This window comes from Frankia sp. BMG5.60 (assembly GCF_059428125.1).
Window position 1 is genome coordinate 2,042,368 of sequence record NZ_CM182091.1, and the last position, 13,062, is coordinate 2,055,429.

The 13,062-nt window shown below is 69.9% G+C and carries 13 protein-coding genes and 1 pseudogene; 3 read left to right on the forward strand and 11 right to left on the reverse strand.

All coding sequences use genetic code 11. The features are described 5' to 3' along the window. Positions 1–9: 9 nt before the first annotated feature. From AC5R91_RS08135 to AC5R91_RS08150, 4 genes are all read right to left on the reverse strand, one after another. The gene (locus AC5R91_RS08135) at positions 10–957 is read right to left on the reverse strand and encodes an ABC transporter permease (RefSeq protein WP_495396543.1); all 948 of its coding nucleotides are present in this window, start codon (positions 955–957) and stop codon (positions 10–12) included. A 16-nt stretch (positions 958–973) separates the two neighbouring features. Continuing rightward, complete coding sequence (locus tag AC5R91_RS08140) at positions 974–2,548, reverse strand: ABC transporter substrate-binding protein (protein WP_495396544.1); 1,575 nt, start codon at positions 2,546–2,548, stop codon at positions 974–976. A 176-nt stretch (positions 2,549–2,724) separates the two neighbouring features. Further along, the gene (locus AC5R91_RS08145) at positions 2,725–2,922 is read right to left on the reverse strand and encodes a ferredoxin (protein ID WP_495396545.1); all 198 of its coding nucleotides are present in this window, start codon (positions 2,920–2,922) and stop codon (positions 2,725–2,727) included. A gap of 248 nt (positions 2,923–3,170) precedes the next feature. Then, positions 3,171–4,427, reverse strand: a complete 1,257-nt coding sequence (locus AC5R91_RS08150) for an IS701 family transposase (protein ID WP_495396546.1) — start codon at positions 4,425–4,427, stop codon at positions 3,171–3,173. 299 nt (positions 4,428–4,726) lie between these two features. On the opposite strand from AC5R91_RS08150, the gene AC5R91_RS08155 reads away from it, so the two are divergent. From AC5R91_RS08155 to AC5R91_RS08165, 3 genes and pseudogenes are all read left to right on the forward strand, one after another. Further along, positions 4,727–5,176, forward strand: coding sequence for a Fur family transcriptional regulator (locus tag AC5R91_RS08155; RefSeq protein WP_495396547.1), 450 nt, complete (start codon positions 4,727–4,729; stop codon positions 5,174–5,176). Next, a pseudogene (locus AC5R91_RS08160) lies at positions 5,152–5,448 on the forward strand (DDE-type integrase/transposase/recombinase); the annotation flags it as partial. The gene AC5R91_RS08155 and the pseudogene AC5R91_RS08160, both read left to right, overlap by 25 nt. Before the next feature lie 665 nt (positions 5,449–6,113). Further along, on the forward strand, positions 6,114–6,920 hold the full coding sequence (locus tag AC5R91_RS08165; RefSeq protein WP_495396548.1) for a CobW family GTP-binding protein: 807 nt from the start codon (positions 6,114–6,116) through the stop codon (positions 6,918–6,920). 181 nt (positions 6,921–7,101) lie between these two features. On the opposite strand, the gene AC5R91_RS08170 is transcribed toward AC5R91_RS08165, so the two are convergent. The 7 genes from AC5R91_RS08170 to AC5R91_RS08200 form a co-directional block, all read right to left on the reverse strand. Next, positions 7,102–7,494, reverse strand: coding sequence for an SCO5389 family protein (locus tag AC5R91_RS08170; protein ID WP_495396549.1), 393 nt, complete (start codon positions 7,492–7,494; stop codon positions 7,102–7,104). Between the two features lie 444 nt (positions 7,495–7,938). Further along, complete coding sequence (locus tag AC5R91_RS08175; protein ID WP_495396550.1) at positions 7,939–8,175, reverse strand: hypothetical protein; 237 nt, start codon at positions 8,173–8,175, stop codon at positions 7,939–7,941. A 94-nt stretch (positions 8,176–8,269) separates the two neighbouring features. Next, positions 8,270–8,755 carry a Fur family transcriptional regulator gene (locus AC5R91_RS08180; RefSeq protein ID WP_495396551.1) on the reverse strand — a complete coding sequence of 162 codons (486 nt, stop codon included), beginning with the start codon at positions 8,753–8,755 and terminating at the stop codon, positions 8,270–8,272. Positions 8,756–8,781: 26 nt separating this feature from the next. Further along, positions 8,782–9,693, reverse strand: a complete 912-nt coding sequence (locus AC5R91_RS08185; protein WP_495396552.1) for a metal ABC transporter permease — start codon at positions 9,691–9,693, stop codon at positions 8,782–8,784. Continuing rightward, complete coding sequence (locus AC5R91_RS08190) at positions 9,690–10,610, reverse strand: metal ABC transporter permease (RefSeq protein WP_495396553.1); 921 nt, start codon at positions 10,608–10,610, stop codon at positions 9,690–9,692. Before AC5R91_RS08190 ends, AC5R91_RS08185 begins: the two co-directional genes overlap by 4 nt. Beyond that, positions 10,607–11,518, reverse strand: a complete 912-nt coding sequence (locus AC5R91_RS08195; protein ID WP_495396554.1) for a metal ABC transporter ATP-binding protein — start codon at positions 11,516–11,518, stop codon at positions 10,607–10,609. The genes AC5R91_RS08190 and AC5R91_RS08195 overlap by 4 nt, the downstream gene beginning before the upstream one ends. A 4-nt stretch (positions 11,519–11,522) precedes the next feature. Beyond that, a complete protein-coding gene (locus AC5R91_RS08200) occupies positions 11,523–12,482 on the reverse strand; it encodes a metal ABC transporter solute-binding protein, Zn/Mn family (protein WP_495396555.1) in 960 nt (319 codons plus the stop codon). Between the last annotated feature and the right edge of the window lie 580 nt (positions 12,483–13,062).

A 13,062-nucleotide genomic window follows, 5' to 3' on the forward strand; every position in this document is an offset into this window, starting at 1 on the left:
CAGGAAGGATCATCCCCGCCGCCGCGATCTCGGGTCGACGAGCGTCGCCACGATGTCCCCGGTTAGCAGCACCAGCAGCGCGATCGCGCACAGCGCCAGGGACAGGCCCTGCACCATGGGGACGTCGCGGTTACCCACGGCCTGCGCCAGTTCGGACCCGACGCCCGGATAGTTGAAGATCGTCTCGATGACCACGGCACCTCCGATCAGCCCGCTGAACAACACCGCGACGACCTGGACAGTGGGCGCGAGTGAGGGCGGGAGCACGTGCCGCACGGCGAGTCGGACGCCGGCGACGCCGCGCAGTCGGGCTGCCTGCACATAGGGCGCCGACCCCACCTCCAGCGCGGAGGCGCGCAACAGGCGGGACGCGGTCGCGGTCGCCACGACAGCCAGCGTGGCGGCCGGCAGGACCATCACCTCCGGGGTCTGCCACGGACGGGCTCCGATCCCGACGATGGAGACCTCCGGCAGGACGTCGAGCACAACCCCGAAGGCCCAGATGAACAGTGCCGCGGTCACGAACTCGGGCAGGCTGACCGCAAGGAGCGTCGCCGCCGACACCGTTCGGTCGCTGCGGCCGCCGGGCCGCGCCGCGGCGAGCAGACCGAGCGCGATCGCGACCGGCACGGCGACGCCGAGGGCCAGGCCGGTGAGCACGAGGCTGTTCGGCAGGGCGTCTCCCAGGACTGCGGAGACGTCGCGCCCGCCCACATATCCGGTACCCAGGTCACCGTGGATGGCCGCCCCGGCCCAGTCCAGATACCGGACGGGCGCGGGGCGGTCCAGGCCGAGGCCGGCTCGCAGCGCCTCGCGATCGCCCTGGGTGGCCTCCGTTCCTGCGAGGACGCCGGCCGCGTCGCCCGGCAGCACATCGGTCGCGATGAAGATCAGAACCGACAGGGCCGCGAGGACCACGATCGCGGCCACGAACCGCCGGGCGACGAAAACCAGCATCGGCGTCACGTCGTGGTCATCCCAGGTATGCCTGGGAGAAGTTCGTGAACGGATCATCGACGATGCCCTGGACGCGTGATGTCTGCCCGTTGATCGAGGGGATGAACACCGGGACGATCTGGTTGCCTTCCTCCCACTGGATCCGCTGGGCCTCGACGGCGGCGGCGCGGCGCTCGTCGGCTGACGTGGCGCTGCGTGCCTTGACCACGAGCTCGTCGACGTCCGGGCGCTTGAAACCGAACGCGGAGGGCGCGCCGCCCGCGCGGGTTGAGGCGTAGCTCGACAGCGGCGGAACCGGTGGGCTGTAGCTGGCCGCGAACGGCAGCTGGACGTAGGCGGCGAAGTCGGAGAACAACTGCCCGGTCGGGCGCTGGTCGAGCTTCGCGGAGACACCCACCTCCTTGAGCTGCTCCACGAACAGTGTCGCCGTCTCGGCCATGCCGGAGATCTCCGGAGCCGTCGTCAGCGACACCTTCAGCCCCTCGGCTCCGGCGTCGCGCAGCAGCGCGCGGGCGCGGTCCGGGTCGTGGGGGCGCTGCTCGAGCTCGTCCGCGTAGTCGGTGAAACCGAGCCCGGGCAGGTCGTTACCGAGGTGGCCACGACCGAACAGCACCGTGTCGAGGATGGCCTGCCGGTCGACGGCGAACTTGAACGCCTGCCGGACCCGCACGTCGGCGAACGGCGCGAAGGCAAGGTTCATCGCGAGCGACAGCAGGGTGGCGTAGGGCAGCTCGGAGGTCACCACCCGCAAGCGCCCGTTGCTCTCCAGTGTGCGCGCGGCGACGGGACCAAGGTCGCCGGCGAAGTCGACCTGCCCGCCGGTCAACGCGTTCGCGCGCGCGGTGCCGTCCGCGATGGTGCGCAGCTCCAGGCCGTCAAGGTAGGGCCCGCCGGCCACGAGTCCGGCGTAGTCGTCGTTACGGACGAAGGTGCTGCCCTGCCCGGCCTCGAAAGCCGTCAACCGGAAGGGGCCGCAGGTCGGCATGTCGGCGGTGAATGCGGTCGTCCCGTCCTTGAACACCAGGGTGCTCTGGCAGAGGATCAACCGACCGTCCGCGATCGGAGCGCGCGTCGGCAGCTCCAGGGTGCGGTCACCGGTCACGCGGGCGGCCGCCAGGTCGAAGTTCTGGGCCGGCGGCTTGAGGAACGGCAGCGCGCCGAGCGTCGTCGGGGCGTTGAGCGAGTACAGCACGTCATACGCGGTCAGCGGCGAACCATCGGTGAACGTCGCGCCCGAGCGGACCCGCAGGGTGTAGACGGACAGGTCGTCGGCTGCGTCGATGCCCTCCAGCACCTCGTACCGGACGCCGTTCTCCGCGTCAGGATCCAGGATGCCCAGAGCTCCGTGCGCGCACCGCGCGCGTACGTAGTCCAAAGGCGTCGGTCCCTTCAAGAAGTTCAGGGTCTCGGCGGCGCCGCCGCCGACGAACGCCGCGCGCAGCGTGCCGCCCCGCCGGGGCGTGGGAGTCGTCGCCGGACCCGGCGACGACTGCTCATCCTCACCCGAACACCCCACGAGCGCGGCGCCACCGAGCAGCGCGAACGCGGCACCGGATCGCAGCAGCGACCGCCGGTCAAGTGCATGTCTCACTGACATTCTCCGTCCCCCGGCATCGACGCATCGATGCCTCTTAGAGCGCGACGCGGCACGGTCCCGGTGTGCCGCGACAGGCGAGGTGCATGAACGTGACGTCTGGGAGGTGCAGCCCCGCCGATCACCCCGCACGCGACGCGGGTGGGCAGGCCGGGCACGTCGATCTCGCGACCTCAGCGCGGATCGAACGTCACCGCCCGCGACAGGCACCGCGCCGCGGCGCGGCGCACCGCGTCCCACCACTGCGGGGGCGGCATCCCCGCCAGCAGAACCACCGTGCCCGCGGCCTCGTCCTGGTCGAACACGTCCGGGGCCGCCCGTACGCACTGGCCGGCACCGATGCATCGCTCGACCCGCAGCGTGACGTTCACCGGCTGGTCACGCCCGCCGCCGATTCCGCATCCTTGGCTCCACCCTCGGATCGTATCGAAAACGAATCCCAATTCCAATAGAGGGTGAAGGGTGGCGCCCGGGGACCGCCGGGAAGCTCTAGTAGGACTTTGTTAGGTGACTCCAGCCGGTTTGACTGATGATGGTGCGTAGGATTGGTGGCAGGTGCGGCAGGCGCCGGTCCAGACGTTGAGCAGGGTCTGGAGCGTGCGGAGGACTCCGTAGAGGGTCAGGCCGGCGCAGGGGCTTTTGGGGTTCGGCGTAGCTGCGTGCAGAGGGCCTGGGCCAGGGAGGTGAGGGTGACGTGGCGGTGCCAGCCGTCGAACGAGCGGCCTTCGTAATGGTCGAGCCCGAGGCCGTCCTTGAGCTCGCGGTAGTCGTGTTCGATCCGCCAGCGCAGTTTCGCGAGCCGGACCAGGCGGCGTAGCTGGATGTCCGGGGGCAGGGTGGACAGCCAGTAGTCGGTGGGTTCGCCCTGGCCGGGAGGCCATTTGGCGAGCAGCCAGCATTCCGGCAGGACGCGGTCGGTGTCGCGGGTGACGCCCCGGGCGGCGGGGCGAACCCGCAGGGCCAGGAACCGTGAACGCATCACCGCGGCCGGGTTGTCCGGACCGTGGTGGGTGCCACGCCGCCAGGTCACCCACCGCGCCTGGCCCCGTCCCGCGGCCAGGACCAGCGCTTTCAACGTGCGGGGCGGGTCCGGGTAGGCCGGCACGGGTGGACGGCCGTTCCCGGAGTAGGCCGCGCACACGGGTTCGGCGGTGGCCGGGTGCGCGGTCGCGGTCGGGGTGACCCCGACCGCGTAGACCAGGCCGCGGTCGGTGAGGCCCTGGCGGAACAGCGCCGAGTCGCCATAACCGGCGTCGGCGAGCACCGGCCGGGCGGGCACACCCCAGCCGATGACCTCGTCGAGCATGTCCAACGCCAGGCGCCACTTCTCCCGGTGCCGCGCGACGTCGGGGATCTGCGCCCGGGCACGGCGGGCCCGCACCGTGGTGGCCTCGTCCGGGTCGTCGAGCCCGGTGTCGTCCCAGCTGGCGGGTAGGAACAGCCGCCAGTCCAACGCGGCGGACGCCCAGTCCGTCGCCGCGTGCACGGACACCCCGACCTGACAGTTCCCGACCTTCCCGAGGGTGCCGGAGTACATCCGGGCCACCCCCGGCGAGGCCGAGCCGTCTTTGGCGAAGCCGGTGTCGTCGAAGACCAGCGCCTCGGGCTGGACGAACTCGACCGCCCACCCGGCCAGCCGGCGGCGGACCTCGCTGTACTCCCAGGTCGAGTTCCGCAGGAACTGCTGCAACCCCTGATGATCGACCCCGAGCCGCTCGGCCATGGGCTGCAGGCTCTTACGCTTCCCGTCGAGCATCAGCCCACGGACGTAGAGCTCGCCCTTCGCCCGCTGGTCCTTGCGCGGTAGATCGGCGAGCATCCGTGCCGCGAACTCCTCCACGACCGGCCGCACCGCCGCCATCTCCTCCGGTGTCACAGCAGGCAGCCAACCAGAAGCGGATCCGCACCTCGAAACCAGTCGATCAACGATCTAACAAAGTCCTACTAGTTGAGCGACGTCACCGTCAGGTGACGCGCGGCCACCGACGTGGACAGCAGATATGCCGCCGCGGCCGGTTCGACCCGCGATAAGCCGGGTCCTGCCCGCGCGTGCCACCAAGGTCCCGAGCCCCAGACCCACCACCAGGACCATCACAGTAAGCTACTTACCATGACGATGAGCTACCTCGCCGAGGCCTTGCTCAGCCCCGTGTTACTTCTGACAGGGTCGAGGACATGAATGCGGATCCCCGTCGGGGCGTGGCACGCGGTACCAGCACTCGCGCCACCCGCCAAGGTGGCGCCGTGGCCGCGCTACTGGCTGATACCGCAACGTTTACCAGCGCTCAGGATCTACATGCCCGTCTACGCGAACAGGGCGAACCAGTCGGGTTGACGACCGTCTATCGACACCTGCAGTTCCTCGCCGATGCCGGCGAACTCGACGTCGTGCGCAACGACGACGGCGAGAACCTCTACCGGCGGTGTGGCACCCATCAGCATCACCATCATCTCGTCTGCCGCACCTGTGGCCGCGCCGTGGAGATCGAGGGACCCGAGATCGAGGCCTGGGCCGAGCGCGTGGCGGCAGCCGAGGGCTTCACCATGGTCACTCATACATTGGAGATTTACGGCACCTGCCCTACCTGCGTTGACCCTCAGGCCGCCGATTCCCTCTGGGAGTGACCGCCGCCAAGGCGGCCGCCTGCCCGAGGGTCCTCGACGAGCCCGCTGCCGAAGGTCTGCCGCGTTGACGCCTGGCGGAAGAACAACCGGATCGAGTCGAACCCGGCCAGCTGACAGCCAGGCACCGAGATGCGCGGCCTGAAACGGCCCCGGTCCGTCCAGACCATCAGCGTGGGGCACGCCCTGGTCAGACCACCCACCGGGGCCGCTACGAGCTCGGCGTCGAGGCCGACCCCTCGCTGGCGCCTGTCAGAGTCTTCTCCGAACTCGCCCGCCATCTGACCACCGGGCCGGACGGGCCCGGGCATGCTCTGCCTCCCCGGAACGCATCAGCCGCCCCCGCCGAGCGCCCTCCACGCCCAGGAAACGATCTTCGTGTATTGACAATCGTTTTCGTTTTCATCAAAGTGGCACCATGCATCGTCGCGTTCCCGTCACGCCCACCCTTGACCGTGACCACCGGATGAGCCTGCTCAGTCCCGGTGGAGCACGGACGAGACGCAGCAACTGACCGGCCTGGCCGGCCAGTTCCCGAGCCCCGCCATCCCGCTTCCGGAGAGCGACCACCATGTGCCAACCGATCCCACTGTCTGTGACGTTGGTGTGCACTGCCGGGGGTGACGTCGGGGTGGCGGCGGCCCCCGCAGGCGGTGGAGTTCGCCCCGTCCCGGTACTCTCCTACCGGTGCCCCTCCCACCCGGTGGGAGCGGTCGTCGTCCGATCGCTCGACGTGGGTGACGGATCGCCATGCAGGTCCTCGCTACCCACCCAGGACGTGAGCCTCGTCAACGTCGTCTCCCGGGACATCGCCGCCTCAGCCTCGGAATTCACGGCCGATGGACACGCCCAAGCCGTCGTGGTGGCACCACCGGGATACGTTCCCTTGGACCTGATACCGGGTCTGGCCGGCTGTCCCGCGCTCAGCGTGGTGTCGTCGGTGGCCTTGGTCGACGCGACGACCGTGTTCGAGGACCTGGACGGATGTGACTCCTTCGCCGGCCGAGGCCTCGCCGTTCCCCGTCTCGGTCGGACGGTGCCAGCGGCCCTCGTCGACCAGGTCGAACGCGCTGACGTCGTCGCCCTCGCCGCCACCGACGAAATCGATGTCTGCGACATGCTGCAGCTCGACACGCTGGTACGGCGGCTGAACCCGGCGGCCCGACCGGTGACCGTCGTCGGCCGAGCCACACCGGCCAGCGATGTCCTCGCCGCCGCCGGCCCGGACGGCGGCGGCTACGACGAGATCGGCTCGCACCGGCACGCGGGCTGGTTGCGAATGCTGTGCGCACGCACCGCGGACGACCTGCCGGCCAGCGAGGTCGGGATCACCGCCACGGTGCTCGCTGCCCGCCGGCCGTTGCACCCGCAGCGGCTGCATGACTGCATGGACGGCCTGGTCGCCGGCGTGGTGCGTTCCCGGGGGTGGCTGTGGCTCGCCAGCCGACCCGACCAGAGGATGGCGTGGGACCACGCCGGGCGGGGACTCACGCTCGCTCCCGACGGCTACTGGCCCGCCGTCGACGCCGCACCCGCAGACCACAGCGCCGCTCGTCCTGGCTGGGATCCCTACTACGGCTACCGCGTTCAGGAACTGGCCCTGATCGGTCTGCACGCCGACCCGGCGGTCCTCGCCGGAGTCTTCCGTTCATGCCTGCTCACCGACGTCGAGCTCGCTCTCGGCGAGGACGGCTGGCGCGAGCTACCGGACCCCTTCCCGGCCTGGCTACCGGACCTGAACGGATAGCCAGGAGGACAAGGATGACCAGAGCCCGCTCTCCGACCTTCCCGACATGCGGCTTGGCCAGAGGCCGCCGCACCGAGAACCGGAGCCGGTGGAGAAACCGCCCTTGCTGTGGCGACATCCCGACCGAACCGACGCCCGGCCGAGCCGGTCACGCGACCCAGCCGGGCACCCTGACGGTTCGTCAGCAGTTGACGAACTCCGGCTGCTGGTTGAGGACCTGGCTCTCCGCGGAGATAAATCGGCGGTGCTGCTCACCGCCGACCGCCTGCGGGCGGAACGCGGCCAGCCGGTGGCAGTTCTGGAACGCCAACGCCACCCCGAAACGCCGTTCCAACGCCTCCCGGATCGAGGTACTCGCCATCGCCCGCAGCAACTGCCCCTGCGCCACGTCGTCCGCCGGCGGAATCAGGTTGTCGGCGAAGTCCCGCTCGGCGGTGGGCAGCTCACCGGCGAGCCGCTCCACCAGCTCGTAGGCATATGGAAGCGAGTCCCGCACACACGCGAGAAACGCCTCCTGGTCGACATGGCCGGCTTCGGCCTGGGCGAGCAGATCCGGGGACACGGTCAAGGACATCAGTGACCTCCTGACGCAGGTACTTGGAACATCAATCCTCTCCAATTTGACAACCGTTGTCAATACCAATTGGAGCGACATGTTCACGTGGCGCGAGAGGGGAAGAGGTCCTACCGTGTTCATGTGATCAGACGCTTACTTTGCGACGCGCGTCGGAGGGGCGAGCATGCTGCTGAGGGCACTCGCACGTCGGTATGCCTCGCCTGATCACCCGCCTCACCGACGGGCTGTGTCGCGTGCATGCACCGGTCAACGCCCTTGAGGCCAGCATCTCCCGCGCCTGCGGATCCCGAGTGGCGCGGGACTGGGCCTGGACGCGTCGCGGTCGGGAGATCGTCTGCCGGCTCACCGACGATCGCGTCGCGCACCTCGTGCGCGACGCGATCGCACACGCCAAGGAGAACGCCCGTGACCACCACCAGCCACCCGGCCCACCACAGCACCTCAGAACATCCGCACACCTATGGCTGCGGTCACGTTGCCGTCCCCCACCACGACCACATCGACTACGCCCATGACGGGCATCTGCACCGTGCCCACGACGACCACTTCGATGACTGCGAGCCTGCCGGCCATAGCGCCCACACCGGCCACCACGACCACGTTCACGGTGAGGGCTGCGGTCACGTCGCTGTCCCCCACCACGACCACATCGACTACATCCATGACAACCATCGCCATGCCAACCACGACGGGCACTGGGACGAGCACTGACCCGACCGCCCCGCGGATCACCGGGTCTGTCCCGTTCGCGGGACACTCCCCACTCCCCCGATCACCGGTCCGGTTGACATCCGGTGCAGAGTCCGAACAGGTCGATCGCATGGTTGAGGTCGGCGAATCCGTGTGTGGCAGCGAGGTCTGCCGCCCAGGTCTCGACGGTGTCGGAGGCAACGTCGATGCTGTGTCCGCAGCTACGACAGACCAGGTGGTGGTGGTGTCCGGTGGTTCGGGTGAGGTGGAACAGCTGCTGGCCGTCCTCGCCTCGGATCGTGTCGACGGTGGCATCGCCTACCAGGTCGTACAGAATGCGGTACGTCGTGGTGAGGCCGATGCGATGCCCGCTGGCGCGTATCTGCTCGTGCAAGGCCTGGACGCTGCGGAACCCGCCGTCGGCGGCGGTGAGCGCAGCCAGCACTGTACGGCGTTGCAGGGTGTCGCGTGGGGGGCGAGGGCCGCGGGACATGCGCCACCGCTGCGGTTCCCGCCGTGCGTCGCGGGTGTCGGATTCGTCAGAGGCATGCACGTCGTCGGTGGGCACCGTCTCTCCTCTCACGAGATTGGGGCTCATGAGGAGGTCGGGGACCTCTGTGCCGTCGAGGTCGCCGGGGATGGTAGGGGCGGGTGGGTGGCGGTGGCGGTGCGGGTGGTGACGGTCAGGGCGACGGCGTACGTGGTGGTGGCGAAGGCGAGGATGGCGAAGCTCGGGGGGATCCGCGGGGCGAGGTAGCTGGTGGTCAGGCCAGCCCAGGTCACGGCTACCGCGACCGAGGTGGAGATCCACATGCCGTGGTAGGGGCGGGTGGTGAGCCGGTGGGCAGTGCCGGCGGGTGCGGCGAGCAGACCGAGGAGCAGGAGCGCGCCGACGGCCTGGGTGGCCTCGGCCGCGGTCGCCCCGACCAGGCCGAGGAACCCGACACCGAGGAGGCGGACGGGGACACCGCGGGCGGCGGCGACCGCCTGGTCCAGGCTCGCGAACAGCAGGGGACGCCCGATCACGATGACGGCGAGGCAGAGCAGGGCGGCGAGCACGGCGGCTTCCCAGGCGTGGGAGGAGTCCAATCCGAAGATCGAGCCGAACAGGACGGTGACGCCGGCGGTGCCGTTGCCGCTGCTGCGGTGGGTTGTGTACAGGGTGAGGAAGAGCACGCCGAGACCAAGGATCCAGGCGAACACGCTGCCGATGACGACGTCGTCGGCGTGGCCGCGGGAGCCGAGAGCACCGAGGGCGAACCCGACGGTGATGGTGGCGGCGAACAGGCCGATGCGGGCGTCGACCCCGGTGACCAGGGCGGCGAGCGCGCCGGTGAACGCCACATGGGACAACGCGTCGGCGGTGAAGACCTGCGCACGCAGAACGAGGAAATAGCCGACGAGTCCCGCCGCCAAGGCGATCCCTGTTCCGGCGATGAAGGCGTGCTGCATGAACGGGTGGTCGAACATCGCGGTCAGTCCGGTGTCCGCCGTCTTCGCGGTCATGCCGCCGCCTGCGCGGGATGGGAGGTGCGGGCGGTCCGGCCGAGCAGGTCGTGCGCGTGAACGGCGAGGCGGGCGAGCAGGTACAGACCGAAGGCGAAGCTGGTGATGAAAAAGCCGATCGGGTACGGCGAGTAATAGGCCACGGTCAGCCCGGCCCAGGTGACCAGCAGCCCGAACAGCACGGTGAGGGCAAGGCTGAGCGCCGGCCGAGGGGTGAGGATCTGTGCGGTCGCCGCGGGGATGACCAGCAGGGTGAAGACGAGGAGGGTGCCGGTGATCTGACTGACCTCCGCTGCGGTGCTCCCGAGCACGATCAGGAAGGCCACCGACAGGGCCCGCACAGGCACCCCGGCGGCGGCCGCCACGGCCGGATCGAGGGAGGCGAACAATAGCGGCCGCCCGAACACCGCCAGCACCGCCAGGACCGCCACGGCGACGGCGGTCAGGGTCAGGACCATGCCATCGGTGATCCCCAAAAAGCTGCCGAACAACAGCGTGTTCACCCCGCCGAGGAATCCCTTGTACAGGCTGACGAACAGAAACCCGCAGGCCAGCGCGAACGCCTGCACGGTACCGACGGTGGCCGACTCCGCGGCCCGCCCCGCGGTGGCTCCGCCCGCGGTGGGGATCGCCGCGATGAGAAGCGCCGCGGTCAGGCAGAAAGCGAAGTAGCCGTAGGTCGCGCCCAGGCCGAGCCAGATCGCGCCGGCCGCGCCCGGGAAACCGGCCACGGCCAGGGTGTGGCCGGCGAACGTCTGACGGCGCAGGACCATGAACCAGCCGGTCGCCCCGGCGGTGACCGCGACGACGGTCCCGGCCCGGAACGCGTTCACCATGAACGGGTAGGCGAACATCTGGCGGACATCGCGGACCAGGTTCCACGACAGGGCCGCGTCGGCCGCGGCAGCGGTGATCATGAGTGGCCGGTCCCGCCGTGGCGATCGGTGTGCGCCGCGGGCGGTTCGGGTTGGCCGACGACGACCAGCCGCCCGTCCGAGGTGGCCAGTACCTCGATGGGGGTCTGGTAGAGCCGGCTCAACGTCGCGCTGGTGATGACCTCGGTGGGAGAGCCCGACACCGCGCCGCCGCTGGCGAGGTAGATGACCCGGTCGAGGCTGGACAGGATCGGGTTGACGTCGTGGGCGACCATCAGCACGGTCACCCCCGCCGTCTGGCAGATGGTGCGGATCAGTGCCGCGACCGCGGCGGCGTTGTGCAGGTCCAGGCTGTCCAACGGTTCATCGAGGAGCAGGATCCGGGGTCGGCGGGCGAGCGCTTGGGCGATCAGAAGCCGCTGCTGCTCCCCACCGGAGAGCCGGCCGATCGGCTGGTGAGCGTAGCCGGTGGCGCCGACCAGCTCGACGAGTTCGACCACGCGCCGCCCTGCTGCCCGGCTGCGCTCCCCGCCGGGTAGGGGTAGACCCCACCGGTGGCCGTCGATACCGAGGCGGACGATGTCGATCCCGCGGATCCGTACCGACGGGTCGAAGCTGCGTCGCTGCGGCAGGTACCCGATCTCGGCGCGGGCCCGCCCGGGAGGCCGACCCAGCACCACCGCCTGCCCCGCGGACAGCGGCAGCAGGCCCAGAGCCGCCTTGAGTAGGGTGGACTTACCGACCCCGTTGGGCCCGAGAACCGCGACGAACTCTCCGGCGGCGACCTCGACGTCCACCTTGCTCCACACCAGCCGCCCACCCAAGCGGACCGCGGCGTTCCGGAACAACACCGCCGCGGTGTTCACCGCGGTCGGCCGGTCGGTGCCAGCGGGCAGGACTGTGCCGACGGCGTCGACGACCACCTGAGCGGATCGTGTGCGCACCGTCATCGCGTCACTTTCCGGTTGCCTGCGCCAGCGCCGTCCGCAGGCTTGTCAGCTGGGCGACCTGCCAGTCCTGGAAAGACGCGCCGGCCGGGGTGAGGGTCTCGGTGATGGCGGTCATCGGGATCTTGGCCGCCTTCGCCTCCTCGACCTGCCGTTGCACGTCCGGGGTGGAGTTCTGACTGTTGTACACGTAGACCTTGATCTTCCCGGTCTTGATCTGATCGTCGATGGTGGTCTTGTCCGCAGCGGTCGGATCGGCGCCCTCCGAGATCGCGCGCAGGAAGGCCGGCGGGGTCAGCAGGTCCAACCCGAGAGCCGGAGACAGCATCTCGAAGATGCTTTCCGACGCCCCGACCGGTGTCCCGGCGTACGTCGTCTTGATCGACGCGATGAGATCGGTGTACGGCTTCAGTGCCGTCGCAGTGAACGACGCCCGCTGCCGGTCGAAGTAGCCCGCGTCCGCCGGGTCGATCTTCTTGTAGTCCGCGGTGACCTCGTCGATCACCCTCGTGACGTCCCCCGGGTTGTACCAGCGGTGCGGGTTGTCCCCGTCCTTCGCGCCGACCAGCTCACCAACGGTCAGCGTAGTGCGCCCGTCCGCCGGATTCGCCGCCGCCAGCCGGCCCGCCCACGGGTCGTAGCCGACTCCGTTGTCGATGAACAGCCGCGCGCCGGCGATCGCCCGGCCGTCCGCCGGAACCGGCTCGTAGTCGTGCGGATCGGCGTCGGGATTGTCGATGATGCTGGTGACCGCCACCCGATCACCCCCGAGCTGGGCGGCGATACTGCCCCAGAAGTTCTCCGCCGCCACCACCGCGATCTTCTCGCCACCACCGCCAGCGCTCCCAGAATCCCCCGACGAGGACGTTCCGCACGCGGCCACGACCATCACCACACCGGCGGCCACCACCCCCAGACCGCGCCGGACCCGCCACCGCCGCACCGCGACCAGCCTCGCACCATCCACCACGATCTCCCCGCTCGTCAGCCGACCGGACCCGCCATCCGTACTGGGATCCATTTTCATCAACGTAGCTGGTAATGGAAACCATTACAAGTTGATAAGCGAGGTATTCGCCTCCGCCGTGCCGGGGGCACGCATCCTCACCACCGAGTCGTCGCCAGCCATACGGCGGTGCGTGCCGACCAGCCGGATCGCCACGCTTCCCGCACCGTGCTGGCGGGCTACCGTGGTCTCGACAGAGCCGCGCCCGACCTGCAGCTGCCCGCCGTCATCGGCGCCGCGGTCGTCTTCGGCGCCGCGGGAAGAGCCAGTGGAGTACGCCGGCAGCGGCGCACAGGCCGGCGGTCCGCGTGATGACTTCGGCCGTGTGCCGGCCGACGCCGGGGATGGTCGCCAGCCGGTCACACTGGCGGCGAAGAAGGCGCGTCTCCGCCTCGAGCCGCACCGGCAGTTCCTCGAGCGCCGTGGACGGCTGGTCGATGCGGTTCCAGGTGCCCGATTCTCACCGAGGTTGCCGATGGCGCTACCGGTGGGATGCGGCTCCGTACGCGGACGGTGGCCGGCCACGGCAGGTGATGCCGAT

Excerpts from the sequence above, each read along its gene's own strand:
- AC5R91_RS08135 (WP_495396543.1), bottom strand. The coding sequence starts at position 957 with ATGCTGGTTTTCGTCGCCCGGCGGTTCGTGGCCGCGATCGTGGTCCTC.
- AC5R91_RS08155 (WP_495396547.1), top strand. The coding sequence starts at position 4,727 with ATGAATGCGGATCCCCGTCGGGGCGTGGCACGCGGTACCAGCACTCGC.
- AC5R91_RS08170 (WP_495396549.1), bottom strand. The coding sequence starts at position 7,494 with ATGTCCTTGACCGTGTCCCCGGATCTGCTCGCCCAGGCCGAAGCCGGC.
- AC5R91_RS08175 (WP_495396550.1), bottom strand. The coding sequence starts at position 8,175 with ATGGCGATGGTTGTCATGGATGTAGTCGATGTGGTCGTGGTGGGGGAC.
- AC5R91_RS08185 (WP_495396552.1), bottom strand. The coding sequence starts at position 9,693 with ATGACCGCGAAGACGGCGGACACCGGACTGACCGCGATGTTCGACCAC.
- AC5R91_RS08190 (WP_495396553.1), bottom strand. The coding sequence starts at position 10,610 with ATGATCACCGCTGCCGCGGCCGACGCGGCCCTGTCGTGGAACCTGGTC.
- AC5R91_RS08195 (WP_495396554.1), bottom strand. The coding sequence starts at position 11,518 with ATGACGGTGCGCACACGATCCGCTCAGGTGGTCGTCGACGCCGTCGGC.